At 62.4% G+C, this 26,333-nt stretch carries 23 protein-coding genes; 7 read left to right on the top strand and 16 right to left on the bottom strand.

Annotation, left to right across the window (positions count from 1 at the left end; all coding sequences use genetic code 11):
- Position 1 precedes the first annotated feature (1 nt).
- From iolB to SJI03_RS24125, 7 genes are all read right to left on the bottom strand, one after another.
- Positions 2-799: a 5-deoxy-glucuronate isomerase gene (iolB, locus tag SJI03_RS24155; protein ID WP_322428896.1), complete on the bottom strand. Its 798-nt coding sequence runs from the start codon at positions 797-799 to the stop codon at positions 2-4.
- Positions 796-1,716 (bottom strand): myo-inosose-2 dehydratase, encoded by a 921-nt coding sequence (gene iolE / locus SJI03_RS24150; RefSeq protein ID WP_322428895.1) that lies wholly within the window; start codon positions 1,714-1,716, stop codon positions 796-798. The genes iolB and iolE overlap by 4 nt, the downstream gene beginning before the upstream one ends.
- Positions 1,713-3,542 carry a 3D-(3,5/4)-trihydroxycyclohexane-1,2-dione acylhydrolase (decyclizing) gene (iolD, locus tag SJI03_RS24145; RefSeq protein WP_322428894.1) on the bottom strand — a complete coding sequence of 610 codons (1,830 nt, stop codon included), beginning with the start codon at positions 3,540-3,542 and terminating at the stop codon, positions 1,713-1,715. The genes iolE and iolD overlap by 4 nt, the downstream gene beginning before the upstream one ends.
- Positions 3,539-5,485 carry a bifunctional 5-dehydro-2-deoxygluconokinase/5-dehydro-2-deoxyphosphogluconate aldolase gene (locus tag SJI03_RS24140; protein WP_322428893.1) on the bottom strand — a complete coding sequence of 649 codons (1,947 nt, stop codon included), beginning with the start codon at positions 5,483-5,485 and terminating at the stop codon, positions 3,539-3,541. The genes iolD and SJI03_RS24140 overlap by 4 nt, the downstream gene beginning before the upstream one ends.
- Positions 5,486-5,493: 8 nt before the next feature.
- The gene (locus tag SJI03_RS24135) at positions 5,494-6,279 is read right to left on the bottom strand and encodes an ATP-binding cassette domain-containing protein (RefSeq protein ID WP_322428892.1); all 786 of its coding nucleotides are present in this window, start codon (positions 6,277-6,279) and stop codon (positions 5,494-5,496) included.
- A 3-nt stretch (positions 6,280-6,282) separates the two neighbouring features.
- A complete protein-coding gene (locus SJI03_RS24130; protein ID WP_322428932.1) occupies positions 6,283-7,404 on the bottom strand; it encodes an ABC transporter permease in 1,122 nt (373 codons plus the stop codon).
- Between the two features lie 170 nt (positions 7,405-7,574).
- Positions 7,575-8,621, bottom strand: a complete 1,047-nt coding sequence (locus tag SJI03_RS24125) for a sugar ABC transporter substrate-binding protein (RefSeq protein ID WP_099380225.1) — start codon at positions 8,619-8,621, stop codon at positions 7,575-7,577.
- Positions 8,622-8,879: 258 nt separating this feature from the next.
- Here SJI03_RS24125 and SJI03_RS24120 point away from each other — a divergent pair, with 258 nt between their 5' ends.
- The 3 genes from SJI03_RS24120 to SJI03_RS24110 are packed head-to-tail and all read left to right on the top strand — an operon-like array spanning position 8,880 to position 11,776.
- Positions 8,880-9,746 (top strand): MurR/RpiR family transcriptional regulator, encoded by an 867-nt coding sequence (locus tag SJI03_RS24120; RefSeq protein ID WP_034757651.1) that lies wholly within the window; start codon positions 8,880-8,882, stop codon positions 9,744-9,746.
- The gene (iolG, locus tag SJI03_RS24115) at positions 9,739-10,725 is read left to right on the top strand and encodes an inositol 2-dehydrogenase (RefSeq protein WP_322428931.1); all 987 of its coding nucleotides are present in this window, start codon (positions 9,739-9,741) and stop codon (positions 10,723-10,725) included. The genes SJI03_RS24120 and iolG overlap by 8 nt, the downstream gene beginning before the upstream one ends.
- Before the next feature lie 28 nt (positions 10,726-10,753).
- On the top strand, positions 10,754-11,776 hold the full coding sequence (locus SJI03_RS24110) for a Gfo/Idh/MocA family oxidoreductase (protein ID WP_322428891.1): 1,023 nt from the start codon (positions 10,754-10,756) through the stop codon (positions 11,774-11,776).
- Between the two features lie 13 nt (positions 11,777-11,789).
- On the opposite strand, the gene SJI03_RS24105 is transcribed toward SJI03_RS24110, so the two are convergent.
- Positions 11,790-12,125, bottom strand: a complete 336-nt coding sequence (locus SJI03_RS24105; protein ID WP_322428890.1) for an addiction module antidote protein — start codon at positions 12,123-12,125, stop codon at positions 11,790-11,792.
- Positions 12,094-12,468 carry a type II toxin-antitoxin system RelE/ParE family toxin gene (locus SJI03_RS24100; RefSeq protein ID WP_322428930.1) on the bottom strand — a complete coding sequence of 125 codons (375 nt, stop codon included), beginning with the start codon at positions 12,466-12,468 and terminating at the stop codon, positions 12,094-12,096. The genes SJI03_RS24105 and SJI03_RS24100 overlap by 32 nt, the downstream gene beginning before the upstream one ends.
- Before the next feature lie 240 nt (positions 12,469-12,708).
- Here SJI03_RS24100 and SJI03_RS24095 point away from each other — a divergent pair, with 240 nt between their 5' ends.
- The gene (locus SJI03_RS24095) at positions 12,709-13,926 is read left to right on the top strand and encodes a hypothetical protein (RefSeq protein WP_322428889.1); all 1,218 of its coding nucleotides are present in this window, start codon (positions 12,709-12,711) and stop codon (positions 13,924-13,926) included.
- Positions 13,927-13,951: 25 nt separating this feature from the next.
- Positions 13,952-14,986 (top strand): ParB/Srx family N-terminal domain-containing protein, encoded by a 1,035-nt coding sequence (locus SJI03_RS24090; RefSeq protein ID WP_322428888.1) that lies wholly within the window; start codon positions 13,952-13,954, stop codon positions 14,984-14,986.
- Between the two features lie 77 nt (positions 14,987-15,063).
- Here the strand turns inward: SJI03_RS24090 and SJI03_RS24085 are convergent, their stop codons facing one another.
- The 5 genes from SJI03_RS24085 to SJI03_RS24065 form a co-directional block, all read right to left on the bottom strand.
- Positions 15,064-16,173, bottom strand: a complete 1,110-nt coding sequence (locus SJI03_RS24085) for a sn-glycerol-3-phosphate ABC transporter ATP-binding protein UgpC (protein WP_322428887.1) — start codon at positions 16,171-16,173, stop codon at positions 15,064-15,066.
- A 9-nt stretch (positions 16,174-16,182) separates the two neighbouring features.
- Positions 16,183-17,052, bottom strand: coding sequence for a carbohydrate ABC transporter permease (locus SJI03_RS24080; protein ID WP_034777933.1), 870 nt, complete (start codon positions 17,050-17,052; stop codon positions 16,183-16,185).
- Entirely contained in the window at positions 17,049-17,933 is an 885-nt protein-coding gene (locus SJI03_RS24075) for a carbohydrate ABC transporter permease (protein WP_034777935.1), read from the bottom strand. The genes SJI03_RS24080 and SJI03_RS24075 overlap by 4 nt, the downstream gene beginning before the upstream one ends.
- Positions 17,934-18,048: 115 nt before the next feature.
- Complete coding sequence (locus SJI03_RS24070) at positions 18,049-19,302, bottom strand: ABC transporter substrate-binding protein (RefSeq protein WP_034777937.1); 1,254 nt, start codon at positions 19,300-19,302, stop codon at positions 18,049-18,051.
- Between the two features lie 245 nt (positions 19,303-19,547).
- The gene (locus SJI03_RS24065; protein ID WP_322428886.1) at positions 19,548-20,861 is read right to left on the bottom strand and encodes a carbohydrate porin; all 1,314 of its coding nucleotides are present in this window, start codon (positions 20,859-20,861) and stop codon (positions 19,548-19,550) included.
- Between the two features lie 346 nt (positions 20,862-21,207).
- Here SJI03_RS24065 and SJI03_RS24060 point away from each other — a divergent pair, with 346 nt between their 5' ends.
- Both SJI03_RS24060 and SJI03_RS24055 read left to right on the top strand, forming a co-directional pair.
- Entirely contained in the window at positions 21,208-23,121 is a 1,914-nt protein-coding gene (locus tag SJI03_RS24060; protein ID WP_099380657.1) for a glucokinase, read from the top strand.
- Positions 23,105-24,169, top strand: coding sequence for a LacI family DNA-binding transcriptional regulator (locus SJI03_RS24055; RefSeq protein WP_322428885.1), 1,065 nt, complete (start codon positions 23,105-23,107; stop codon positions 24,167-24,169). The genes SJI03_RS24060 and SJI03_RS24055 overlap by 17 nt, the downstream gene beginning before the upstream one ends.
- A 7-nt stretch (positions 24,170-24,176) precedes the next feature.
- Here SJI03_RS24055 and SJI03_RS24050 read toward each other — a convergent pair whose 3' ends face one another.
- Together SJI03_RS24050 and SJI03_RS24045 are read right to left on the bottom strand one after the other, a co-directional pair.
- A complete protein-coding gene (locus tag SJI03_RS24050; RefSeq protein WP_322428884.1) occupies positions 24,177-25,100 on the bottom strand; it encodes a carbohydrate kinase in 924 nt (307 codons plus the stop codon).
- Complete coding sequence (locus SJI03_RS24045) at positions 25,097-26,311, bottom strand: AGE family epimerase/isomerase (protein WP_322428883.1); 1,215 nt, start codon at positions 26,309-26,311, stop codon at positions 25,097-25,099. The genes SJI03_RS24050 and SJI03_RS24045 overlap by 4 nt, the downstream gene beginning before the upstream one ends.
- Between the last annotated feature and the right edge of the window lie 22 nt (positions 26,312-26,333).

The raw sequence follows: 26,333 nt of genomic DNA, 5'->3' as shown, positions 1-26,333 counted from the left end.
TTTATTTGGTATTCATCAGCCATTCATGGGCCGGGTCGTTCTTGAAATGCCAGACCCGCTTGGGGCCGGCCATCACGTTCAGGTAATAGCCATCGTAGCCATACGGCACGGTCACGGGGTGGTAGCCCCTGGGCACCATCACCACGTCGTGGTTTTCCACGGCCATGGCTTCATCGATGGAACGGTCGTCCGTGTAGACTCTTTGGTAGGCAAAGCCCTGCTCCGGATTGAGGCGGTGGTAATACGTTTCTTCCAGCGAACTTTCCAGCGGCACATTGTCGCTGTCGTGCTTGTGCGGCGGATAGCTCGATGAATGGCCGGACGGCGTAACCACCTCGACCACCAGCAAGCCGTCCGCCTCGGCCGTCTGCGGCAGGATGTCGCACACATAGCGCGTGTTGGCGCCCTTGCCGCGCACGGAGCGCGTCATGGTCGATGGCTCGATCAGGCGCGCCGGACGCTGGGTCGTGGCCGGTGCGCTGCACAGCGCCACTTCCGCAGCGCTCACCGCCGTGATGCTGACCTTGGTTTCCAATGGGACATACACGGCGTAGGGTGAGATGTCTTCAAAAACGCTGGCGCGATTGCCGATGGCTTCCCAGCTCTGTTCGCCCGCCAGCACGGTGACCGTGCCCGTCAACACGACGATGCACAGTTCGCGGCTGCCCGTCTCCAGGTTCAGGGACTCGCCGGCGGCCAGCCGATGCGCGGCGAAACCGACATGCGTCCAGCCGGCCGACTCGGGCGTCACCTCGACGATGGCCTGGCCTTGGCCCGCTTTCACCAGCAGCGGGCTCATGCCGCCTCCCGGCCCAGGCGCGGGATGGCATCGACGAGGCGTGCCAGGTAATCGTGGCCCATCTTCGCGTATTCGTAGCTGGGCGCGACGGCCGGGTCCTGCTCCGCCTCCACCACCAGCCAGCCCTCGTAGCCGTGCAGATACAGACGCGTGAGGATGGCCGGGAAGTCGATGCTGCCGTCGCCCGGCACGCTGAAGGCCCCGTTGATGACTGCTTGCAGGAAGCTCCAGTGGCCATTGCGGGCCAGTTTCACCACGTTGGGGCGCACATCCTTGCAATGCACATGGCAAATCCTGTCAATATGTTTGTTCAGCACCGCCAGCGCATCGCCGCCCGCAAAGGTGATATGACCCGTATCAAACAACAAGCCCACTTCCGGCCCCGTCAAGGCCATCAGCTGATCCACGTCAGCCGGGGTTTCCACATAGGCCCCCATATGATGGTGATAGGCAAGCCGCACGCCGTTGTCGAGCAAGTGCTTCGCAAACGCCGTCAATTTGTCGGCGTAGTCCTGCCACTGCTGCTGCGACTGGAAACGGGGGCGTTTATACAAAGGGCGCGCTTCACCCTGGATGGCGTCGGCCACTTCGCCGTAGACCATGACGGTGGCGCCGCTGTCGGCCAGCAAGCGCAAGTGCGATGCCACGGCGGCGATTTCCTCTTCCACGGAGCGGTGCGCCAGCCGTCCCGAATACCAGCCGGAGACGCAGGCAAGATTGTATTTGCCCAGCACGGCGTTCAGGGCCGGGGCATCCTTGGGAAACTTGTTGCCCAGTTCAAAGCCCACGTAGCCGATCTCGGCGCCTTCCTTGAGGGCCGTTTCCAGCGGGGTTTCTCCCCCCAGCGACGGCAAATCGTCGTTCATCCACGAGATCGGGTTGATGCCGATCTTCACATTCCATGTCGGTGCGTTCATTTTTGTTGTCCTTGGCGGTCAAGTTCATAACGGGCGCGCGCAGCTTGCACGCCGGCTTGCGTGGAGACCTCGGGCACGGCCACTTCCCACCAGCAACCGCCCTCTTCGGTCGTGCGCGTGTCGTCCGTATCGATGCAGATCAGATAGGTACGCGTAGCGGCGCGGGCGCGCAGCATCGCCTGCTCCAGCTCGGCAATGTTGGCCACGTGTTCGGACAGCGCCCCCAGCGATTGGGCATGCAGGGCGAAGTCGATATGCGGCGCGCCATCAGGCAGCATATTGTTGAATGATGGATTGCCGCACGCCTGCTGCAAGCGGTTGATGCAGCCATAGCCCCGGTTGTCGAGCACGACGATGATGAGTTTTTTGTCCAGCATGACGGAAGTGGCGATTTCCGAATTCATCATCAGATAACTGCCATCGCCCACCATGACGATCACTTCGCGCTCGGGCTTGGCCATCTTGACGCCGAGGCCGCCGGCGATTTCATAGCCCATGCACGAGTAGCCGTATTCCATGTGGTAGCCGCCCGGCGTCGACGTTCTCCACAGTTTATGCAGTTCGGCCGGCAGAGTCCCTGCCGCGCAGACGACGATATCGTTGCTGGTCGAGTCCGGTGAAGAGCGCTGCACGGCGCCGATGACTTCACCGTCGTACGGCAAGCCGGCCACGTCACGCTTGCCGGTGATGCTTGCAACCGTCGCGCGCCAGGCATGGCCCGCCTGCTGCGCCCGGTCCAGCCATAGTCCCGCGCTGTTCCAGCTGCCCAGCAGCCGCGACATGCCTTGCAAGCCAAGTGTCGCGTCCGCTTGCAAACCCAGACCCCGGCGTTTCATCGCGTCAAAATGGTTGACGTTCAGGCTGACCAGTTGCGCTTGCGCAAACAGGGAATTCGAGCCCGTCGTGAAATCCTGCAGGCGCGTGCCGATGGCCAGCACCACGTCCGCCTCCGCCGCCAGCGCGTTCGCTGCAGGCGAGCCCGTCACGCCGATGGCGCCCAGCTGCAAAGGGTGATCCCATGGCAAGGAACTTTTACCGGCCTGGGTTTCCGCCACGGGAATGCCATGGCGCTCGGCAAAGGCCTGCAAGGCGGCGCTGGCCTGGCCATACAGCACGCCGCCACCGGCCAGTATCAGCGGTTGCTTCGCGTTCTTCAACAACGCTGCCGCTTCTTCCAGTTCCTGCTCGACGGGCGGCACGGCGCGGAAACGCACGATGCGCGGCGAAAAGAATTCTTCCGGATAGTCATACGCCATCGTCTGCACGTCTTGCGGCTGAGATAAAGTGACGGGACCGCAGGCGGCCGGGTCCGTCAAGGCGGCAATCGCCCGTGGCAAGGCCGTCAGCAACTGCTCCGGATAGACGATGCGGTCGAAATAGCGCGATAAAGGTTTAAACGCGTCATTCACCGACACGCTGCCATCCGTGGCATCTTCCAGCTGCTGCAGCACCGGGTCCGGCGCGCGCGAGACGAACACGTCGCCCGGCAACAGCAATACCGGCAGGCGGTTCACGTGGGCCAGCGCGGCGGCCGTCAGCAAGTTGGTCGCGCCAGGACCGATGGAGCTGGTGACAGCCATCATGCGCCGGCGCATGTGGGCTTTCGCATAGGCAATGGCCGAGTGCGCCATCGCCTGTTCATTATGGGCGCGGTAAGTCGGGAAGCTGTCACGGTATTGATACAGCGCCTCGCCCAGGCCCGCCACGTTGCCGTGGCCAAAGATGGCGAAAGCGCCGCCGAACAGCGGCTGTCCATCGTCCGTGCGCAAGGCAGCCAGGTAGCGCACCAGGGCCTGCGCCATGGTCAGGCGGATGGTGGCGCTCATGCTGCACGCTCCAGGCGGTTGCGCGTACGCTGCCACAGGGCAATGAGCTGCTCGAAGTTGGCGCGCACTGCGGCGATCAAGCCCGCATCGTCGAGTTCCCCGGCCAGCCAGCGGCGGCTCGGCTCCTGGAAGATGGTGCGACCGACCATGAAACCCTTGCAAGTACGGCTGGCACTGGCCTGTTCAAAACTGTCGGCCAGGGCGGTAATCGGCGCATTCAAGCCCAGCAGGACGACGCCACGGCAATACGGATCGCGCTCATGCACCAGGGCATCGATGGCTTGCCATTGCTGGGCTGACATGCTTTCCAGCTTCCACCATTCCGGGTAAATACCGAGGTTGTACAGGCGCTTGACGGCGCGCACGACCGTGTCGTCGCCCTGCGGCAAGGCTTCCGACGGTATGACTTCCAGCAACAGTTCGTGACCGCTCACTTGCGCCGCATCGTACAGGGCCTTGATCTGCGCTTCCTGTTCCAGCCGGTTTTCCACGGCATCGTCCGGATGCAGTTGCACCAGGCACTTGATCACATGTTCCTTCGGCCAGCTGAGCAGGTGCGAACCGATGGAACGGCCCCAGTCAAATTGCAGCGGGTTCGATCCCGGCAACTCCACGGGGCGGCCTATCCACCAGCCCCGCCCCGTCGCATCGTTGAGCGCATCGACGCCATAGCGGCCATCGATCAGCACGCCCGTCTTGCCGGCCAGTTGCAAGGTCGTTTCCGTCTGCGCGACGGCTTGCACCATCAATTGTTTCAGGGCCGCAATGGCCGACTCGGGCGCACCCGTCTGTTGCGCCAGCTCAAAGAATTGCGTGCGGTGATCAAAGGCAAATACGCACAACTCATCCCATTGCTTGCGCGCCACTGTCGTACGGTGCAGGCGCGACAAGGTCGCGTCCTGGTCCGGCTGCGTCAGTTTCACCGCATTGGCGAGGAAATAGTCGAGTTCGACAGGCGACGGCATGGCCGGCGCACAGCCGTGGCGCGACACGACCAGGGCGCCGCAGCCGTTCGCGTAGCGGCAGCACGCTTCGTAATCCTCGCCGCGCAGCCAGCCTTTCAGGAAGCCGGACATAAACGCGTCGCCCGCGCCCAGCACATTCAGCACTTCCACGCGCACGCCGCGGTAGTTATACGCGTCATCGAGACTGGCCGGCACCACATTGTCGATGACGGCGCTGCCCAGCGGGCCTCGCTTGACGACCAGGGTGGCCAGAGTGGCGGCCCGCACGGCGCGCAAGCTGGCCATGATGTCGGCGCCGCCGCCGGCGATCATGAATTCCTCTTCCGTGCCGACGATCAGGTCGAACTGCGGCAAGATGCTTTGCAGATGTTTGGTCACGCCGTCGTTCGAGACGAAACGCGTTTCGCCATCGGCCTTGCCCGACAAGCCCCACAGCACGGGCCGGTAATCGATGTCGAGCACAGTGCGCACATTGTTCGCGCGGGCCAGTTTCAAGGCTTGCGTGCTGACGGCATGCATGGCAGACGTGGAGAAATGCGTGCCGGTGATCAACAACGCCTTGCTGGAGGCAATGAAGTCCGCATCCACCGAAGAGGCTTCGATGGCCATGTCGGCGCAATTTTCACGGTAAAAAATCAGGGGAAAGGTGTTTTTATCCTTGATACCCAGCATGACTAAAGCCGTCAGGCGGTCGCGGTCGATGCCCACGTGGCTGACGTCGCAACCCTCCTTCGACAAGGTGTCAGTGAGGAAACGCCCCATGTGGTCGTCGCCCACTTTCGACAGCATGGCTGACTTGAGGCCCAGGCGGGCCGTGCCGAAGGCGATATTCGCCGACGAACCGCCCAGGTATTTGGCGAAACTGGTGACATCTTCCAGGGTGCTGCCGATCTGCTGCGCGTACAGGTCCACCGCCAGGCGGCCCAGGCAGATCACGTCCAGCGCCCGCCCCAGGGCAAATTGTGTGGAATTATTCATGGCTATCCTTAAATCGTGACACCGTCGAGTTCACTCATCAGCGTTTGCATTTCCGCACCGCCCGCCATCATGTCGAGTACTTCATCCTTGGAAACGGTTTCCTTGGTGTAAGTGCCCAGCGACTTGCCCCGGTTCAAGAGAGTGAACGAGTCGCCCACGGGATAGGCATGGTGCACATTGTGGGTAATAAAGATCACGGACAAGCCCCGTTCGCGCGCCTTGTAAATCAGTTTCAGGACATTGAACGACTGCTTCACGCCCAGCGCGGCCGTCGGCTCGTCGAGAATCAGGACGCGCGCGCCGAAGTGGATGGCGCGGGCAATGGCCAGGCATTGCCGCTCGCCGCCCGACATCGTGCCCACGGCCTGATGCGGATCGCGCACCATGATGCCCATCTCGGCCAGCTTGTCGCGCGCCGTGGTGGCCGCATATTCCATATCCATCACGGGCAGCACGCCGAACATTTTCCGCATCGGTTCGCGGCCCATGAAGAAATTGCGCGCCACGGACAGCAGGGGCACCAGCGCCAGGTCCTGGTAGACGGTGGCCACGCCCAGGTCGAGCGCCTCTTTCGGCGAATTGAAGCTGACGGGCTTGCCGTCAACCAGATACTCACCGCTGGTGGGCCTGTGCACGCCGGCCAGGGTCTTGATCAGGGTCGACTTGCCGGCGCCGTTGTCACCGAGCAGGCAATGCACTTCGCCCGGTTTCAAGCGCAGGGTGACGTTTTGCAGGGCGATGACGGAGCCGAAACGTTTGCTGATGTTTTCCAGCGCAAGGATGTATTCGCTCATGGCTTATCTCGCTTCCGTGACACGGGCACGGACAAAGTTGTTGAACAGTACCGCGATCAGCAGCATGACGCCGAGGAAGACGCGGAACCAGTCCGAATTGATATTGGTATAAGTAATGCCGATCTGCACCACGCCGAAGATCAGCGCGCCGAAGCAGGCGCCGACGACGGAACCGTAGCCGCCCGTCAGCAAGGCGCCGCCGATGACAGCCGCGATGATGGCTTCGAATTCCTTTTGCATGCCGCGGTCGGCGGCGGCCGAACCCACGTCAAATACTTGCAGCGTGGCAAACAGGCAGGCGCAGAAGGCGGTGAAGACGAACAGCGATACCTTGATGGTTTTCACCGGTACGCCCACGTTCTTGGCCGCGTTGGCGTCGCCGCCGACGGCGAAGATCCAGTTGCCGATGCGGGTGCGGGCCAGGACGAAGCCGGACACGAGCGCCAGGCCGGCCCACCAGACGATGACCTTGGGGATGCCCTTGACCAGCGGCGCACCATTGTCGAGCGCCGTGATCCAGCCCGCCTTGGCCATCCAGGCGAATAGCGAAGTGCCCACTTCGCCATGGAACAGGGTCGTGGCCAGCCAGTCGTCGGCGGCCAGCGCGCCGATGCCGCTGACGATGGTGCGGTTGGCAAACATGATGGACAGCGCCAGGGTCAGGCCGCGCAGGATGAACAAAAAGGCCAGGGTGACGATAAACGAAGGCAAGCGCGTCTTGATGACCAGGTAGCCGTTGAGCCAGCCCAGCGCCATGGAACCGGCAAAGGCGAACAGGATGGCGGCCCACACTGGCCAGTGGAAGTAGACGGAAGGAATGGCGATCATCATGCCGGCAAAGCCGATCATGGAACCGATCGACAGGTCGAATTCGCCGGCGATCATCAGCACGCAGGCGCCGATGGCGATGATGCCCAGGTAGGCGGCCACTTGCGCCCAGTTGATCACGCCGTCGAGGTTGAACATGCCAGAGTCGCCTGCTGTCAGGACGAAGAAGGCGAACACCAGGATGGCGCCCGAGATCGAGGCGAACTCCGGGCGACTGAACAGCCGCTTCAGCCGGCTGACCTGCCCCACGCGCTCATCAAAGCCCTGCTTTTGCGGCGGCGTGCCCGAGGCGGCCATGCCACCCTGCTCCACGCTTAATTTCACGGTACTCATGCTATGTCTCCCTTGTTTTATAGCAACCTACCAGCCTCGACAACAATTCCAGGGCGGCAGGACCCGCGCGCCGGCAAGCTTGGCCTGCGCGCGGGGACTACAACTAAGTATTGATTGAATTGAAAAGCGGTTGCTTAACGGAACTGGCCGGCGTATTTCTCCACCTTGCCGATATTGTCCTTGGTGACATAACCAGGACCGGAACCGATATGGCGCGGGCCATACGATGGTGCCAGGCCGTACTCGGCCAGGCGTGCCTTGAACTTGGCGTTATTGATCAGCTTTTCGCGGATCTTGGCCAGGTCCGTGGTCTTGTCCTGCTTCATGATGGCCAGCACGGCAACGGGGATATAGCCTTGCAGGTACGGTTGCTGGTCGATCGCGAACTGGATGCTGCCATCCTTGATGCCTTTCGAGATGTCATCGGACAGGTCGAACGTGGCAAACCACATCTTGCCCTTCAAACCCATTTTTTCCAGCGCCTTCAACGAAGCGTGGGCCGAAGTGGGTCCCAACGCCAGCACGGCCTGGGTTTTCGGGTTGTTGCGCAGGTAGGCGCTCAGCTTGCTCTCGATGGTGGTCGGATCTTCGCCCGCATCCAAGGTAGCGGCCTTGAAATCGACGCCGATGGCCTCGGCAAAGCCGCGGCAGCGCTCGAACGACGATGGATTCGTCGCGTAGTGGTTGACGCAGACGAAGGATTTGATGCCGGCCGCCTTGGCTTTTTCGCCGGCGCCCTTGCCTGCCTCGAATTCAGGCTGGCCCACGTGCATCACGGCGCCCAGCTGCTCGCTTTGCGTCAGAGTACCGGAGTTGATCGTGACAAACGGAATCTTCTTGGCGGCAACCAGACCCAGCGGTTTTTGCAGCACGCTGAAGTCGGCGATGCTGACGATCACGCCGTCGTAGTTGCGGGCTGCCGATTGCTCGACCAGGCGCGCCATATCGGCCAGGTCGCCATTCGGCGGATTGCGGTAGTCGACGGTGACATTGAAGTCTTCGCCAGCTTGCTTGACGGAATTTTTGATCGTATTCCACCAGGAATCGGAATCAGGCGCATGGCTGATCAACACGAATTTCTCGCCCGCCGCGTGGCTGGCGCTCATGGCCAGACCCAGTCCCAGGCCGAGGCCCAGCACGGCCAGGCGCTTCAGAAATCCCTTACGCTTATTGCTTTGCATGAATGTCTCCTTGAAGGATTAATTTTTATAGTTGCCAGCTTTTGTCGCGTGTCAGCGGGGAGCCGGAATACTGGCAAGACCCGATGCACTGCGCACAGCTTAGGCCACAAAAAAGACAAATGCAATAAAATTTTCAAAATAAATTTAAATAGAAAATCATTTCTATTTTCTGAATTCACTCCTATAATTCTCGCCAGAACCAGCCGCACGGAATTGATACACCGTCGCGGCCCAGCAAGCACACAGAGGAAAAAAACCATGGCAGCCACCGCCCCCATCGAACAGCTGATGCAGCACATTGCCGCCGAGTACGACAATCTGTCGCGCCAGTTGAAAGTCATCGCCCAATACATCGAGAAGCACCGGGCCAGCCTGATGCTCGAGCGCATCAGCGACATCGCTGCCGCCTGCGACGTGCAGCCGTCGGCCATCGTGCGCTTCGCGCAGCGCTTCGGCTACACGGGTTTCAGCGAAATGCAGGATGTCTTCCGCCAAGCTTATACGGACCAGGCCGGCGCCACGCCCGACTATCAGCAACGCATCCGCAAGCTCATTTCCACGCGCGACGCCGCCCTCAGTGCGGGCGACCTGACGCGCGAATTCGTTGGCGCCAGCCGCGCCGGCCTCGACGACCTGGCCGCCGGACTCGACGACGCGCAACTGGAAGCGGCCGTCAACCTGCTGCTGAAAGCGGAAAACATCTATGTGATCGGCGTGCGCCGGTCCTTCCCGATCGCCTCCTACATCGCCTACGCGCTGGAGCACACGGACAAGCGCGTGCACCTGATTAGCGGACTGGGCGGCATGCACCGCGAACAGATGCGCAGCGTGCGCGAACGCGATGTGGCGATCGCCATCAGTTTCTCGCCTTACGGCAAGGAAACCCAGCAGTGCATCAAGGCGGCGCAAGACAAGGGCGCCAAGGTCCTGGTGATTACTGACAGCAAGCTGGCCCCGCTCGCGCGGGCCGCCGACGCGCTGCTCACCGTCACCGAGGGCAGCGCCTTCGCCTTCCGCTCGCTGACCAGCACCATCTGCCTGTGCCAGGCGCTGTTCATCGCGCTGGCATACAAATTAGAGCTCGACATCGAAGAAATCCACACCCCAGGAGAACATGATGATTGAAGTAGCGTTGTTCGGCGCCGGACGCATCGGCAAAATCCACGCGGCCAACCTGGCCGCCCAACCCGGCGTGCAGTTCAAGTATGTGGTAGACGTCAACCAGGAAGCGGCCGCCGCGCTGGCTGGCTTGCATGGCGGCAGCAGCGCGACGGTCGAGGCGGCACTGGCCGACCCGGCCGTCAAGGCCGTCGTCATCGCTTCCAGCACGGACACGCATGCGGACCTGATCCTGCGCTCGGCCGCCGCCGGCAAGGCCATCTTTTGCGAAAAACCCGTCGACCTGACCATCGACCGTGCGCGCGCCTGCGCCGCCGCCGTCAAGGAAGCCAAGGTGCTGTGCATGCTGGGCTTCCAGCGCCGCTACGACCCCACTTTCAATGCCGTCAAGACACGCATCGAAGCGGGCGAAATCGGCACGCCCGAATTGCTGGTCGTCACCAGCCGCGATCCTGGCCCGCCACCCGTCAGCTACATCAAGGTATCGGGCGGCATCTTCAAGGATATGCTGATCCACGATTTCGACATCTTCCGCTGGATACTCGACGATGAAGCCGTCAGCGTGCACGCCACGGGCAGCTGCCTGGTGGACCCCGCCATCGGCGAGGCGGGCGACCTGGACACGGCCGTCGTCACCATCCGCACGGCCAAGGGACGCTTGTGCCAGATCAATGCCTCGCGCCGCGCCGCCTACGGCTACGACCAGCGTTTTGAGGTGCTGGGCAGCGCCGGCATGCTACAAGCGGGCAACCACAAGCCGACGGAAGTGACGGCGTATGGCTCAGTGAACGTCAGCGTGGACAAGCCGGAAGATTTTTTCCTGGAACGTTATCGCGTGGCTTACGCACAGGAAATGGCGCACTTCTTTGACGCCCTCAGCCACGGCACGCCGCTGCGCACCACCGTCCACGATGGCTTGAAGGCACTGGAACTGGCCGAAGCAGCCACCTTGTCGTGGCGCGAACAGCGCGTGGTCACTTTATAAACCAATAATAAAAATACCTGGAGACACCATGTCATCCCCAACATTAAAAGTCGGCATCGTCGGCCTGGGCCGGCTGGGCCAGCGCCACGCCATCAACCTGGCGCAGCGCGTGCCGAATGCCGAAGTCGTGGCCGCCTGCAGCCCCGTACCAGCAGAACTGGACTGGGCAGCCAGCACGCTCGGCATCACCACCGGTTATGCCGACTACGACGCCCTGCTGGCCCATCCGGGCCTGGATGCCGTCTTCCTCGTCACGCCCACCTCGCTGCACGCGGACCAGATCATCGCCGCCCTGCGCGCCGGAAAACACGTGTTTTGCGAAAAGCCGCTGTCGCTGGACCTGGCCGACTGCCTGAAAGTGGAAGCGGAAGCGGCGCGCCATCCGCAGCTGACCATCATGATCGGCTTCGTGCGGCGTTTTGACGCCAGCTACCATGACGCGCAGCAAAAGATCGCCCAAGGCCTGATCGGCAAGCCTTACCTTGTCCGTTCGCAAACCTGCGACCAGAACGACCCCAGCGGCGCCTTCATGCGCTTCGCCCCCACCAGCGGCGGCATCTTCCTCGATTGCAGCGTGCACGATATCGACCTGGCGCGCTGGCTGCTGGGCAACCCCGTGCCCAAGCGTGTGTATGCGAGCGGCACCAATGCCATCCACACGGGCTTGCAGGCGTTCGGCGACGTCGACAACGGCCTGGCCACGGTCGAGTTTGCCGATGGCAGCATGGCCAGCTTCATGGCCTCGCGCACCATGGCGCATGGACATGAAACCCTGACGGAAGTGTTCGGCACGGGCGGCCGCCTGGCCGTGGGCAGCAATCCAAGCCTGAATCGGGTGGAGATTTCGGATGCGCATGGCGTACGCAATGAATGCACGCCGGACTTCTATGCCCGCTTCGCCGACGCCTTTTTGATCGAGGCGCAGGAATTCACGGATGCGGCGCTGGGCCGGCGCACCTTGTCGCTGACCTTGCACGATGCGACGGAAGCGACGCGCATCGGCCTGGCCATGACGCAGGCGATGCGCGAGGCACGACCCGTGGAGTTTTAAGCCGCCAGGGGATTCAGGCAGCCGGCGCGGGAAATGGACGCTCGGGCTGCCTGGGTTCCACGGCCAGGCGCAAGCCCATGGCATCGAGGATGGCCGTCAAGGTGCTCAAGGAGGGATTGCCATCGGGCGACAAGGTGCGGTACAGCTGGGTAGGATTGAGCTTGGCCGCCTGCGCCACGGCGGGCACGCCGCCAAAGGCGCGCGTCAGCTGGCGCAGCACGGCCAGCAGTTCGCCGTGGTCGCCATCGACGAGGATATTGTTGATGAGTTCCAGGGCGAAGGCGGGATCGTCGCAGTACAGCTCAGCCATCGCCTCGTCATGCGAGCGGTCTCTTGCTGGTTTGCTCATGACCTCTTTCACGTCCTCTTTCATCTTCCCTCTCCTTCCAGTCGTGCCAGCAGGCACAGGCGTATTCGATATCTTTCGACTGCGTGCGCTTGTCTCCGCCACACAATAATAAAATGATCTGCCCGTCAGCGATGGCGTAATACACGCGGTAGCCAGGCCCCACATCGATGCGCAACTCCCACACACCGTCGCGGCAAAACTTGTGGTCGCCAAAATTGCCGGGAATCATACGCAGTACCCGGCGCACGATGGCTACCCTGGCCGTATTGTCGCGCTGGCGCTTCAGCCATTCCGTATACAAATCCCTGCCCGATGATGTCAGGTAGTGCCGTATCTCGTACATCATATTCGTCCATAAACGAAGAAAGATCAAGGGTAAAATCACGTGTACATGTAAAAAAAGTAGGCCGCCCATCTTGCTACCAAACCCGCGCACACAGGCCGCGAATGCCGGGTTCACTGAGCTACATCAAGATGCGTTTTTCTAATTGTTATAGGGAAATGATGTCGCGTGTGTACATCGCATCTGCATGCAGATGCGCTATACAATAAACGCCTGCCCAACCGCTCAAACCAGGCCGCCATGACGAACAACGACAGCAACTCCTCCCTTCTCGCCGACGTGGCCGAACGCTACGTCAAGCTGGTCCTGGCCATGGGCCAGCACGATGTCTCGTATGTCGACGCGTATTACGGCCCGCCTGCATGGCAACAAGAAGCGGTAGAACAGCAACTGAGTTTGAGCGGCATCAAGGATGGTGCAAACGCGGCGCTGGCCCTGCTGACCGACGCCGACTGCCTGCGCGCCCTCAACCTGCGCAAGCAGTTGCAGGCCGTGCTGGCCAAGGCGGACATGCTGCAGGGATCGCGCCTGGATTTCGATACGGAAAGCGCGCGCCTGTACGACGCCGTCTCGCCCCATCACAACCGCGCGTACTATGCAGAACTGGTGGCGCAGATCGATGCCCTGCTGCCTGGCGACGGCACGGTCAGCGACCGGGTCAATGCCTTGCGCGCGCAACTTGTCATTCCCGCCGACAAGCTGCGCGCCGTCATGGATGCGGCCATCCGCGCGGGCCGCGAACGCACCTTGCAATACATCGCCCTGCCCGACGGCGAAGATTTCGTGCTGGAATTCGTGACCGACAAACCCTGGAGCGGCTACAACTGGTACAAGGGCAACTACCAGAGCGTGATCCAGATCAATATCGACTTGCCCGTGTACATCGATCGCGCCGTCGATCTCGGCTGCCACGAAGCGTATCCGGGCCACCACGTCTACAACGTGCTACTGGAACGCGACCTGGTGCGCGGCAAGGGCTGGATGGAATACTGCATCTATCCGCTGTATTCACCGCAATCCCTGATCGCAGAAGGCACGGCCAATTACGGCATCGAGCTGAGTTTTACGGAGGAAGAACGGCTGGCTTTCGAGCAGCAGGTGCTGTACCCGCTGGCGGGCCTGGACCCAGCGCTGGCGCCCCGCTATGCGCAGCTCAATGCGCTGCTGGCAAAGCTGAGCTATGCCGACAACGACATCGCGCGCCAGTACCTCGAAGGCAGCCTGAGCCGCGAAGAAGCGCTGGAATGGCTGGTCAACGTACGCCTGTACCCGGCCGAGAAATCCGCGCAGCGCCTGCAGTTCTACGATGCCATGGGCGCCTATGTCATCAATTACAACCTGGGCCAGGACATGGCGAAAGCCTATGTCGAACGCCAGGGCAGTTCGCGCACCGCGCACTGGGCCGCCTTCCGCGATTTGATGTCTTCACCGCGCGTGCCCAGCGCGCTGCTGGAATGAGGCGCTGGCGATAAAGGAGAAAAGCATGCCCCACCACACCACGCACGCCGCCAGCGCCCTGCTGCTGGCCCTGTCCTTCAGCCATGCGGCGTGGGCCAAGGATGCCGCCGTCGCAGCGGCACCGGCGCTCAGCGCGCGCCAGCAGGCGCTGATGGCGACAGTCGTGGGCAACGCCGCCCATCCGCGCATCCTGCAGGTACGCCTCGATGAACTGCACCCGACCCAGCCGGCCATCGGCTACGACCAGGTGTATTACAAACTGGGACGCTATGCGGCGGAAGAACAGCACATCGCCGACATCGCCAAGCCCAAGAAATTTGCCGACCTGTGTGAAGCCAATGGCCAGGGCGATGTCTTGCCCGGCACGGCCAATGCGGCCGGCGCCACCCTGGCCGCGCCACCAGCCGGCTACCGCTGCAAGGCGGCCGTGGGCAGCCGTCCGGATGACATGAAAAGCGTCGTCATCGGCCCGCAAGGCAAACTGTACCTGACCGATGGCCACCACACGTTTTCCACCTTCTGGGATGCCGATGGCGGGCGCAATCATCAATTGAAGGTCTGGGTCAAGGTCAGCGACAATTTCAGTGCGCTGGGAGACACGGCCTTCTGGGTCCGCATGCGCGCGGAAAACAAGGTATGGCTGAGAGATGGCCGCAACCAGGCCATCACGCCGCAGCAACTGCCGTCCGCCATCGGCCTCGCATCGCTGGGCGACGATCCGTACCGCTCGCTCGTCTACTTTACGCGCGAGATCGGCTACCAACCGCCGGAGCACGCCACGGAATTTCTCGAATTCTACTGGGCCGACTGGCTGCGCCGCAAACCGACGCTGGACCTGGCGCGTGTCGACCTGCTTGATCCCGTCGCATATGCCAGCGCCATCCTGCTGGCCGCGCAAGCGATGGTGAAACTGCAAGCATCCGACATCGTCAGCGGTGACAAGCGCGCGGCGGACCTGGGCGCGCTGCGCGACATCGGCCACGAAGCATTCGACGCACTGACCGAAGACAAGGGCAAGCTGGGCTACGCCATCGCCTATAAGAAATCGCTGGCCAAATAATCGCGGCGGCGTCAACAACAACGAACAACGGCCCGCCTGTCATTCGACAAGCGGGCCGTTTTTATGGGCAGCGTCGCTTACGCGATGCGTTCACCATTCTCCGGATCGAACAGGGCCGCTTTCGACAGGTTGAACGACAGCTGCATGGTCTGCCCCGGCAGCACGGCTTCGCGCGGATGCGTGCGGCAGGTGACGGAGGCGCCGTTCAAGCGCGTCGTCAGCAGGGTGTCCGGGCCGGTTGGCTCGACCAGGTCGATCAGGCAACCGAGTTCCTGGCCCACGTCGCCGTGCGCGCTGCTCATGTCCGTGATCTGCTCCGGGCGCACGCCCAAAATCACGTCGCGGCCCGCATAGCTGCGCAGCTTGTCGGTGGCGAACGGCAAGGCCAGGCGCATGCTCTTGCCCGCGTTCTCGATGGCGACAAACACCTCGTTGCCCTCGATGACAGGCTTGACGGTGATGAAGTTCATCGATGGCGAGCCGATGAAGCCGGCCACGAACAGGTTGGCCGGATTGTCGTAGATTTCCTGCGGCGTGCCCAGTTGCTGCACTACCCCATCCTTCATGACGGCGATCAAATCGCCCATCGTCATCGCCTCGATCTGGTCATGCGTGACGTAAACGATGGTGGCTTTCAGGCGCTGGTGCAGCAACTTGATCTCGGCGCGCATTTCCACGCGCAGCTTGGCGTCCAGGTTCGACAGCGGTTCGTCGAACAGGAACAGCGACGGCTTGCGCGAAATGGCACGGCCCATGGCCACGCGCTGACGCTGGCCACCGGACAACTGCGCCGGACGACGGTCCAGCAAATGCGTGATCTGCAGGGTTTCGGCGACGCGGGCGACGATTTCTTCCTGCTCCGCCTTCGGTACTTTTTTCACGTTCAGGCCAAACGCGATGTTTTCGCGCACCGTCATCGACGGGTACAGCGCATACGACTGGAACACCATGGCGATGTCGCGGTCTTTCGGCGGCAGGTCGTTGACGACCTTGCCATCGATGAGGATTTCGCCCGAGGTGACGCTTTCCAGGCCGGCCACCATGTTGAGCAAGGTCGACTTGCCGGAGCCGGAGCCGCCGACGAGGATCAGGAACTGGCCATCCTTGATCTCGATGTCGATGCCCTTGAGGACTTCGACGCCATTCGTGTACACCTTGCGGATGCTGCGTATCGATAAACTGGACATATTCTTTCCTTAACCTTTGACTGCGCCTGCGGTCAGACCGCGCACAAAATAACGGCCTGCGACCAGATAGACCAGCAGGGTCGGCAGCGCGGCAATCACCGCGGCCGCCATGTTGACGTTGTATTCCTTCACGCCCGTGGACGTGTTGACCAGGTTGTTCAAGCCCACCGTGATCGGCTGCGAATCGCCGCTGGCGAAGACGATACCGAACAGGAAGTCGTTCCATATCTGCGTGAATTGCCAGATGATGCAGACGACGAAAATCGGACCCGAAATCGGCAGCACGATCTTGCGGAAGATCAGGAAGAAGCCGGCGCCGTCGATGCGGGCCGCCTTGATCAATTCTTCCGGCACGCCGATATAGTAATTGCGGAAGAACAGGGTCGTGAACGCCGTGCCATACACCACGTGCACGAAGACGAGGCCCGTGGTGGTATTGGCCAGGCCGAATTCGCCCAGCAAGCGTGCCATCGGCAGGATCACCACCTGGAACGGAATGAAGCAGCCCACCAGCAAGGCGGCAAACAGGATTTCCGAACCGCGGAAGCGCCAATGCGCGAACACATAGCCGTTGAAGGCGCCCAGGAAGGTCGAGATCAGCACGGCGGGAATCACCATCTTGATCGAGTTCCAGAAGAACGGCTGCATGCCGTCGCAGGTGACGCCCGTGCAGGCCGAAGACCAGGCCTTGGACCAGGAATCGAATTGCCACACGTGCGGCAAGGCCAGCAGGTTGCCGCTGCGGATCTCGTCGAGCGACTTGAACGACGTCGACAGGGTCACGTACAGAGGCACGATGTAGTACACCGCAAACAGAATCAGCAGCAGGTATACAACCACCCGTCCGAGGGTGAGGCGATTATTGCGTGTAGGTGTCATCTCATCGCCTTTGCGCTGCGCGTTTCCAGGTACATCAGCGGCACGAGCACGGCCACGATGGTGGCCAGCATCATCATTGCCGATGCCGAGCCCAGGCCCAGCTGGCCGCGGGTGAAGGAAAACTGGTACATGAAGATGGCCGGCACGGACGACGAATTGCCAGGGCCGCCAGCCGTCAATGCGATGACCAGGTCGAAGCTCTTGATGGCGATATGCGCGAGGATCAGCAGCACGCTGAAGAACACTGGACGCATGGCGGGAATCACGATGCGCCAGTAGATCGTCGGCAGCGACGCGCCATCGACTTGCGCCGCCTTGATGATTTCATCATCGATGCCGCGCAGGCCGGCCAGGAACAGGGCCATGACAAAGCCGGACGACTGCCACACGCCGGCGATCACCACCGTGTAGATGGCCATGTCGGAGTTCACCAGCCAGTCGAAGGTAAACGAGGTCCAGCCCCAGTCGTGCATGACCTTTTCCAGGCCCAGGCTGGGATTGAGCATCCATTTCCAGGCCGTGCCGGTGACGATGAAGGACAGCGCCATCGGATACAGGTAGATGGCGCGCAGCGCGCCTTCGGCGCGGATTTTCTGGTCCAGCAGGATGGCCAGGAACAGGCCGATGGCGATGCTGCAACCGATGAACAGGACACCAAAGATGCCGAGGTTCTTGAGCGAGGTCCACCAGCGCTCGTTGTCGAACAGCTCGTAATATTGCACCAGGCCGGCGAACTCGTAGTTCGGCATCAGCCGCGATTCGGTCAGCGACAGCCAACCGGTCAAAAAGATAAAACCATAGACGAATACCAAGCTGGCGATGAGCGTGGGGCCCAACACCATCTGCGGTATCCATCGGTCGAATTGCTTGCGTATGGACATAGGACAGCCGTAGAAGTAGAACTGCGTGTGGCGCCGGCCTGGTCGAACGCCAGGGCGGACGCCTGCGATGCATGCGATGCAGCGGGCGCCGGCGGGAGTGCCGGCGCCGTCGTGATTACTTCACTTTTGCCGCTTTAGCCAAGGCTGCAACCGCGTCTTTCGAGCTCATGTTGGTGTTCATGAACTTGGCGATGACGTCGGTCACGGCGCCTTGCGTGGCCGATGGCAGCGCCATGCCATGGGCGAACGATGGCACCAGGCCGCCGGTCTTGTTGGTGGCGTCCATGTCTTCCATCGATTTCAGGGCGCAAGCGTCAAACTTGTCCTTGGAAACGCCGGAACGCACGGGGATGGAACCCTTGTTCAGGTTGAAGATCGACTGGAACTTCGGATTCATGATGGCGTTGGCCAGGGCGATCTGCCCTTTCTTCGCATTCGCATCCTTTTGCGTGAACATGGCAAACGAATCGATGTTGAAGGTATAGGCCTTGTCCGTGCCAGGCGCTGCCACGCACAGGTAGTCCTTGCCCGGCACCTTGCCGGCAGCCGTGAACTCGCCCTTGGCCCAGTCGCCCATGAACTGGAAGCCGGCCTTGTTGTTGATGACCATGGCGGTCGCCAGGTTCCAGTCGCGGCCTGCCGCATCCTTGTCGATGTAGGTCTTCACCTTGCCCAGGGTGTCGAACACCTTGAGCATGGTCGGGCCGGTCAATTCCTTCTGGTCCAGCTTGAGGATGGCTTTCTTGTAGAATTCCGTGCCGCCCACGCCCAGCGCGACGGATTCAAACACGGTGGCGTCCTGCCAAGGCTGGCCGCCGTGGGCGATCGCGATGCCGCCCGATTTCTTGATTTTCTCGGCCGCGTCAAAGAACGCATCCCAGGTGGTCGGGGTGGTGGCCACGCCGGCTTTTTTCAGCACTTCAGGATTGACCCACATCCAGTTGACGCGGTGGACGTTGACGGGAGCGGCAACGTAATGGCCCTTGTATTTCATGATGTCGGCGACGACTTTCGGCAGCACGGCATCCCATTTGCCTGGAATGGCGGCATCATCGATATTGGCCAGCACGCCTTCTGCGCCCCATTCCTGAATCGATGGACCCTTGAGCTGGGCGGCCGTTGGCGGGTTGCCGGAAATGACGCGGGTTTTCAGCGCGGTCGCGGCGTTTTCGCCAGCGCCGCCAGCCACGGCGAAGTCTTTCCAGCCGAAGCCGCTTTCCTTCACGATTTGCTGCAACTGGCCCACGGACTTCGCTTCGCCGCCGGAGGTCCAGTAGTGCAACACTTCCACGTCGGTTGCAAAGGCGCTGCCGGCAAATGCCAGGGTGGTCAACGCGGCCAGTTGGGTAATCTTGAATTTCAGTTTCATCTCCACATTCCTTTTTTGATCAAGCTTTTAGGGGGCTTCGGCATACGGGGGCCGAAAAAGGTGAAATCTGCGCCTGTACCGGCGCTCTTGTGCTCAGACCCGCTTGCAAACGGGCATCATCTTCAGTGAAAAGACGGCGCCGTGATCCATGACATGACTACATTGCCTTTATATCACGGGACGGCGCCAAAAACGCATCCGCGAAGGATGCGCCAGGTTGATCTAGACTTACAACGCCTGCAAACTTAGAACCAGGTTTCTACTTGGAAACCATACGAGGTGCCGCTGGTATTGTTGTTGTAGATCGGGCCGCCGTTGTTCGACGCATTGACCGAGGCGGTGGCTGCATCGTTCCATTTGCCGTAGGTAACGAAAGCGCGCAGTTCAGGACGCGACCAAAGGCCAGGGCCGGCCGAGATCGTCGGGGCGATGGTCAGCTTGGTCAAGCGCTTGGCCGGCAGGCCGCCCGCTTGCGTCACGCGGTCCGTGCCCAGTTCGCCCACCAGCTTGAAGTTGTCGGTGAAGGCATACACGGGACGCACGCCGACCGAGGTCCAGGTCGAGGAACCGTTGGCGTTCGACTCGTCTTTTTGCCACAGGGCGACGAATTCCATGCCGAAGTTGGCCATCGGCTGGATCGCCATGTCATTGAAGATACGCGTGCGTTTCACGTCCGAACCCAAACCGGTGTCGCCCGAGGCGCCGAACTGCGCGCCCTTGCCCGTACCAGGACCGACGCCGTACTGCACGCCGAAGGTATTGCCGCCGCCAAACACTTTACCTTGACGGTGGAATGCCGACAGCTGCCAGCCGTTGTGTTTCTTGCCGTATGAGTCGTTGTCCTTGCCTTCGCCGATGATGTAGGTCGCGGCCAGGTCCAGCGTGCCGTTTTCATTGACGGGAATCTCGCCGTAGATGAAGTTCTGGCGCACGGCCGAACGGGTGCCGAGGAAGGCGCCCGGCTTGCCGCTGATCGTGCCGAGGCTGTCATCGAACTTGTTGAAGTCGTTGTCCTTGAAGAAGGCGTACGAGAATTTACCCGGTCCTGCAGGAATGCGGTCCAGGCCGGCGCCCGTGCCGTTCATGTTGATGTACTGCAAGTCCAGCATGTGGATGTCAGGACGGTAGTAGAAGCGCTTACCGATCCAGGCCGTGCCGCCGTTCAGGAAATCGAGTCCCTGCGCTTCGACATAGGCCTTGACGATGCCCAGTTTGTTGTCGCCGAAATCCGAGTTTGGCGCGTAGGCGTTGACCCAGATGGTGGCCAGGTAGTTCACGCCGCCGGACTTGGCGACGGACTTGGTGTAGCCGAATTCCGTGTAGGCGTCGCACTCATTGCCCAGACGGTATTTCATGGTGTTGCCACCCAGGCCGAAGCAGCCTTGCGAACCGCCACCGCCCGACGTATTGCTGCCGGCGCCGGCGCGCAGGTAGCCGTGGAAGCCTTCGGAATCGGATGGGTACATTGGGTCGGCGGCAGCGGAACCGCTGGCGATGGCTAAGACGATGGCAGCTGGCAGTGTCTTCAACACGGCCTTCAACATGGTGCGATGCAGCATGGTAAGTCTCCTCAGTAATTTATTTTTTATCTAGTCATTCGTGGCCGAATGTACTGGCCAGAATTCTTTCCAGCAGGGACATAGTAACTATACTACGAACAAATATCAACATATTATGTTGTAATCCTACGACTACTCTGCGACACTTTATTTGCGTACCGATAGGCGAGTTGACTGCCCTGTTTTTTCCGCCGGCGCCACCCGTTTCCGGCACTGCAGGCAAGCATTTGCGCAGGCGCCCCGCATTTTTCGGCACGCGGCACGTATACGAATTAAAATCCTTGGTTTTTGCCATAACGACAGTGCGCCGCCAAGACAGCGCACGCAAACGAGACTAGGCACCGCCATGAAAATTGATGAAAAAATGGAAGTAGCAGGCAGCGATCCGGCGGAGCGATTCAGTGAAGGGCCACGCCTGCTGGCCGACATCGGCGGCACCAATGCCCGCTTCGTGCTCGAAACGCGCCAGGGCCACCTGGAAGCGGTCGCCGTGCTGCCCTGCGACGACTACGCGTCGCTGCTCGACGCCATCACCGCCTATATGGATAGCAGCGAGGCGCGCGCCGCCGGTTCGGCGCGCGTGCGCCATGCGGCCATCGCCATCGCCAATCCCATCGACGACGACAATATCCGCATGATGAACCACCACTGGTTCTTCTCGATCGAAGCCATGCGCGCCACGCTGGGCCTCGACACGCTGCTGGTGGTGAATGACTTCACGGCGCTGGCGATGGCCCTGCCCTACCTGCGGCCCGACCAGCGCCTGCAGATCGGCGGCGGCATGGCGCGCGCCGACAGCGTCATCGGCCTGCTCGGTTCGGGCACGGGCCTGGGCGTGTCGGGCATGATTCCCGCCGAAGACCGCTGGATCGCGCTGGGCAGCGAGGGGGGCCACGTCAGCTTCGCCCCGTGCGACCAGCGCGAGATGGACGTGCTGTCCTTCGCCTGGCGCGAGCTGTCGCACGTCTCGGCCGAACGCCTCGCCTCCGGGCGCGGGCTGGAACTGATCTACCGCGCCCTGTCCGAGCGCGCCGGCAAGCCCGATGCGCTGCCGCTGCTGGCAGCCGAAATCACCAGCCGCGCCCTGAACAATGAATGCGACGTATGCCTCGAAGCAGTGGACTGCTTCTGCGCCATTCTCGGCTCCATCGCCGGCAACGTGGCCATGACCCTGGGCGCGCTGGGCGGCATCTATATAGGCGGGGGCATCGTGCCGCGCCTGGGTCCCCTGTTCGAACAGTCGCAGTTCCGCGCCCGCTTCGAGCAAAAGGGCCGCCTGAACGAATACCTGGCGCAGATTCCGACCTTCCTGATCACGGCCGAACTGCCCACCTTCCTCGGCATCGCCGCCATCCTCGCGCAAAAGCTCAAGCGCGCCCATTCCGGCGCACCCGTGCTCGAATCCGTGCGCCAGGCGCGCGGACGCATGAGCCCCTCGGAATGCAAGGTCGCCGACTGGGTCCTGAAAGAGCCGAACGCCATGCTGACCCTGCCGATCGCCGAAATCGCCCAGCGGGTCGGCGTCAGCCAGCCGACCGTGATGCGCTTTTGCCGCTCCATCGGCGTGCAGGGCCTGGCCGATTTCAAGCTGAAGCTGGCCTCCGGCCTGACGGGCGGCGCCATCACGGTGGCCCACTGCCACGTGGAGATCTCGGATTCCGACGCGGAACTGGCGCGCAAGGTGCTGGGCAATAACGCCTCGGCCGCGCTGGCCCTGCGCGACATGCTCGACGTGAAAGCGCTGACGGCCGCCATCGAACTGCTGCGCGGCGCACAGCGCGTGGAATTGCTGGCCGTGGGCAGCGCCCGCGTGGTGGCGGACGACATGCAGCACAAGCTGCTCAACCTGGGCATCGTCAGCAGCTTCTTTGCCGACCCGCAGGCGCAGGAAATGAGCGCCGCCATGCTCAAACCGGGCGACGTGGCGCTGGTCATTTCCCGCTCGGGCGCCCTGCCCGACCTGCTGCGCACCGTCAAGGTGGCGCAAGGCTGCGGCGCGCGCGTGCTGGCCATTACGGCCAGCGGCTCGCCGCTGGCCAAGCTGGCCGACGTGCTGCTGACCTTGAACCACCCGGAAGGCAACCTCAATTTCGTGCCCATGATCGTGCGCCTGCTGCAACTGATGATGCTCGATATCCTGTCAGTGGGACTGGCGCGGCGCGACACGGCGCAGCGCACCAGCGCCGCCGAACTGGAAGAAGGTCAATTGCACGGCATGCGCATCAGCGGCAAGCTGAAATTCGGTGGCCACCTCGAATAAGGCGGCGCACGCCGCCCTTGATACCGCCAGCGGCGCCACCGTGCACGACGTGGCGCGCGTGGCAGGCGTGTCGGCCATGACGGTATCGCGCGTGATCAACGGGCGCGCCAGCGTCAGCACGGCCACGCGCGACAAGGTCGAGGCGGCGATCGCCAGCCTGCATTACCAGCCCAACCTGGCGGCCAGGGCGGCCCGTACGGGTACCTTGCGCATCGGCCTGTTGTACAGCAATCCGAGCGCCGCCTTCCTCAGCGAATTCCTCGTCGGCGCCATGGATCAATGCCGCCAGGGGGGCGGCCAGTTGCTGCTCGAACGCTGCGAAGATCTGGACAGCCAGCGCGCCGGCATCGATTGCCTGGTGGCGGCCGGCGTGGATGGCATCCTCGTGCCGCCGCCCCTGTGCGATTCGCCGGAAGTGCTGGCGCAGCTGAACCAGATGGGCATCCCCGCCATCGCCGTGGCCACGGCACGCCCCTCGCCCGGCGTCTCGGCCGTGCGCATCGACGACTACGAAGGCGCGCTGGCCATGACGCGCCATTTGATCGCACTGGGCCACCGCGACATCGGCTTCATCGAAGGCGATCCGGCGCACACGCCGGCCCTGCTGCGCCGCCAGGCATTCGAGGACGCCATGCGGGAAGCGGGCTTGCAAGTGCCGCCGCACAGAGTGGCGCAAGGCTACTTTACGTATCGTTCGGGCCTCGACGCGGCGCGCCAGCTGCTGGCGCAAGCACCGCACCCGAGCGCCATCTTCGCCAGCAATGACGACATGGCCGCCGCCACGCTGGCCGTGGCGCACGGCATGGGCCTGCAGGTGCCGGCGGAATTGTGCGTGTGCGGCTTTGACGACACGCCCGTCGCCACCACCGTCTGGCCCGAGCTGACCACCATCCACCAGCCCATCGCTGACATGGCGCGCGCCGCCGTCAATCTCGTCATCGACGAAATCCGCCAGCGCCGCGCCGGCGAAACAGCGCCCGCCACGCATCATCTGATGGCGTTCACCCTGATGGACCGGGCGTCGACGGGAACATACCGTCCCCGCTAGCCGACGCCTAGCGCACCACCGTGCGCTGCACCAGCGACTCCACCAGCTCCACCGAAGGGGGCGCGCCACCGGCCGCCAGGCAGGCGCCCGCGCCCGCCGCGACGGCAAAGCGCAAATGCTGGCCGCCGTCGGCCTCGGGACGGTACATCAGGCTGTACAGCAAGCCGCCGATGCTGGCGTCGCCCGCCCCCACGGAGTCGACCACCTCGATGACGGGCGGCGCCGCCTGCCAGGTTTGCTCGCCCTGATACAGCGCCGCGCCCTGCGCACCGCGCGTATATAAATAGGTGGCTTGCGGATTCCAGCTGCGCAGCATGGCAAACGCGCCATCGATATCTTCATGGCGGAACAGGCCCGCCAGGTCTTCGTCCGACACCTTGATCACGTCAGCCAGCTGCGTCATGCGGCGCAAGGTGGCGTCGTAGCGTTCATCCATCATGATGCGGAAATTCGGGTCGTAGCTGATTTTCACGCCAGCCGCCTTGAGTTCCTGCGCCAGCGCCAGCAGCTTGCCCGCCAGCGGTTCGCGCGCCAGGCTGATGCCGCCGAAATGCACCCACTGCGCACCCTGCATCCAGCCGGCCGGCAGGAGGGAAGAGTCGAAATGCAGGTCGGCGCTGTCGTCGCCGATGAAGTAATACGTGGGCGGATGCAGTTCGTGCACGATGGCCAGCAGCGGCGACTTCGCATGGCGCTGCAAAAAACGCATGTCCAGGCCCGCCGCCCCGGTGGCAGCGGCCAGCGCGTCGCCGAAGACGTCGAGGCTGACGCCGCCCGCAAAGGCGCTGGGCACGCCCAGGCGCGCCATCACGCGCGCCACGTTCCAGGTCGAGCCGCCCACCTGGCTGTTCCAGGAGTCGGCGCCCGTGCGCAGCATGTCCGTCAGCGCTTCGCCGGCCGACACGAAAGCAGGGAAAGAGGTGGCGTTCATGCGGCACCGCCGATCACGTTCAGCACTTCATAGCAGGCACCCATGGTGTGGTAATCGGTCTTGCCGGCCGGGCTTTTCTCCTTGCTGATCTTGCCGTTTTCCGGCGTCAAAATGCGGTACCAGGCGCCGTGTTCATGGTCGACGAAGTGCGTCCAGCTGTAGTCCCAGATTTTGTCGTAGCTGTGCCAGTAGGCGTCGTCGCCCGTGCGTGCGGCCAGCACGGCGGCGGCGGCGAAGCTTTCCGCCTGCACCCAGAAGTATTTGTCGCCATCGCAGATCTCATCTTGCGGGCCGAAGCCGTAATGAATGCCGCCATGCGCGCCATCCCAGGCCTTGGCCAGGGCCGTGTCGTACAGTTCGCGCGCGCGCGGCAGCAGCCAGTCGGACGGGCCGGCCATGAACCGGCTGTGGCGCTCCATGATCAGCAGCAACTTGGCCCATTCCGTGAAGTGGCCGGGCTGGTAGCCCCACGGACGGAAGATATTGCTCTTGTCGTGCAGGTTGTAATCCCAGTCGATAGCCCAGTCAGGCGTATAGTGCTCCCAGATCATGCCGTCCGCCAGGCCCGCCTGGCGCACCGTGATGTTGTGCGCCAGCGTTTCGGCGCGGTGCAGATAGCGCGCCTCGCCTGTCGCTTCAAAAGCGGCCAGCATGGCTTCGCAGGCGTGCATATTGGCGTTCTGGCCCCGGTAGCCGTCCAGGGTGGACCAGTCGGCGCTGGCCACGTCCGCATACAGACCGTGTTCGGGCAGCCAGAAACGCTGCTCCATCAATTCAAAGGTCTCGTCCAGATACGCGCGCGCTTCCGTCACGCCAGCTTGCAAGGCGTGGGCATACGCCAGCAGCACGAAGGCCAGGCCGTAGCAGTGGTTGGCGCCGTCTTCGACTGTCTTGACGCCGCCTTTCCACGACAGTTGCCAGGCATAGCCGCCCGTGGCCGGGTCGCGGTGCACGTCGCGCAGGAAGGCCACGCCGTGGCGCAGGGCCGCCTGGTAAGCGTCATCGCCGAAGTGGCGATAAGCCATGGCGTAATTGAAGATGAAGCGCGTGCTGCTGACCAGGTGGCGCGTGCTGGCGTCGTACACCGTGCCATCATCGAGGAAGAAGTGGTAAAAGCCGCCGCTCGGGTCAAAAGCGCGCGGGTGATAAAAGTGCATCGTGTGCAGGATATGCTTTTCAAGCGTCGCCCTGGAGCGGAAGTCGGGATTCATCGGTCTCTCATGATATTGTTAT

The sequence above is a fragment of the Janthinobacterium sp. GMG1 genome, assembly GCF_034427795.1.
In the GTDB taxonomy this organism is placed as follows: domain Bacteria; phylum Pseudomonadota; class Gammaproteobacteria; order Burkholderiales; family Burkholderiaceae_D; genus Janthinobacterium.
This window is presented reverse-complemented; position numbering and strand designations above follow the sequence as displayed.

Excerpts from the sequence above, each read along its gene's own strand:
- iolB (WP_322428896.1), bottom strand. The coding sequence starts at position 799 with ATGAGCCCGCTGCTGGTGAAAGCGGGCCAAGGCCAGGCCATCGTCGAG.
- iolE (WP_322428895.1), bottom strand. The coding sequence starts at position 1,716 with ATGAACGCACCGACATGGAATGTGAAGATCGGCATCAACCCGATCTCG.
- iolD (WP_322428894.1), bottom strand. The coding sequence starts at position 3,542 with ATGAGCGCCACCATCCGCCTGACCATGGCGCAGGCCCTGGTGCGCTAC.
- SJI03_RS24140 (WP_322428893.1), bottom strand. The coding sequence starts at position 5,485 with ATGAATAATTCCACACAATTTGCCCTGGGGCGGGCGCTGGACGTGATC.
- SJI03_RS24135 (WP_322428892.1), bottom strand. The coding sequence starts at position 6,279 with ATGAGCGAATACATCCTTGCGCTGGAAAACATCAGCAAACGTTTCGGC.
- SJI03_RS24130 (WP_322428932.1), bottom strand. The coding sequence starts at position 7,404 with ATGGCCGCCTCGGGCACGCCGCCGCAAAAGCAGGGCTTTGATGAGCGC.
- SJI03_RS24125 (WP_099380225.1), bottom strand. The coding sequence starts at position 8,621 with ATGCAAAGCAATAAGCGTAAGGGATTTCTGAAGCGCCTGGCCGTGCTG.
- SJI03_RS24120 (WP_034757651.1), top strand. The coding sequence starts at position 8,880 with ATGGCAGCCACCGCCCCCATCGAACAGCTGATGCAGCACATTGCCGCC.
- iolG (WP_322428931.1), top strand. The coding sequence starts at position 9,739 with ATGATTGAAGTAGCGTTGTTCGGCGCCGGACGCATCGGCAAAATCCAC.
- SJI03_RS24110 (WP_322428891.1), top strand. The coding sequence starts at position 10,754 with ATGTCATCCCCAACATTAAAAGTCGGCATCGTCGGCCTGGGCCGGCTG.
- SJI03_RS24105 (WP_322428890.1), bottom strand. The coding sequence starts at position 12,125 with ATGAGCAAACCAGCAAGAGACCGCTCGCATGACGAGGCGATGGCTGAG.
- SJI03_RS24100 (WP_322428930.1), bottom strand. The coding sequence starts at position 12,468 with ATGTACGAGATACGGCACTACCTGACATCATCGGGCAGGGATTTGTAT.
- SJI03_RS24095 (WP_322428889.1), top strand. The coding sequence starts at position 12,709 with ATGACGAACAACGACAGCAACTCCTCCCTTCTCGCCGACGTGGCCGAA.
- SJI03_RS24090 (WP_322428888.1), top strand. The coding sequence starts at position 13,952 with ATGCCCCACCACACCACGCACGCCGCCAGCGCCCTGCTGCTGGCCCTG.
- SJI03_RS24085 (WP_322428887.1), bottom strand. The coding sequence starts at position 16,173 with ATGTCCAGTTTATCGATACGCAGCATCCGCAAGGTGTACACGAATGGC.
- SJI03_RS24080 (WP_034777933.1), bottom strand. The coding sequence starts at position 17,052 with ATGACACCTACACGCAATAATCGCCTCACCCTCGGACGGGTGGTTGTA.
- SJI03_RS24075 (WP_034777935.1), bottom strand. The coding sequence starts at position 17,933 with ATGTCCATACGCAAGCAATTCGACCGATGGATACCGCAGATGGTGTTG.
- SJI03_RS24070 (WP_034777937.1), bottom strand. The coding sequence starts at position 19,302 with ATGAAACTGAAATTCAAGATTACCCAACTGGCCGCGTTGACCACCCTG.
- SJI03_RS24065 (WP_322428886.1), bottom strand. The coding sequence starts at position 20,861 with ATGCTGCATCGCACCATGTTGAAGGCCGTGTTGAAGACACTGCCAGCT.
- SJI03_RS24060 (WP_099380657.1), top strand. The coding sequence starts at position 21,208 with ATGAAAATTGATGAAAAAATGGAAGTAGCAGGCAGCGATCCGGCGGAG.
- SJI03_RS24050 (WP_322428884.1), bottom strand. The coding sequence starts at position 25,100 with ATGAACGCCACCTCTTTCCCTGCTTTCGTGTCGGCCGGCGAAGCGCTG.
- SJI03_RS24045 (WP_322428883.1), bottom strand. The coding sequence starts at position 26,311 with ATGAATCCCGACTTCCGCTCCAGGGCGACGCTTGAAAAGCATATCCTG.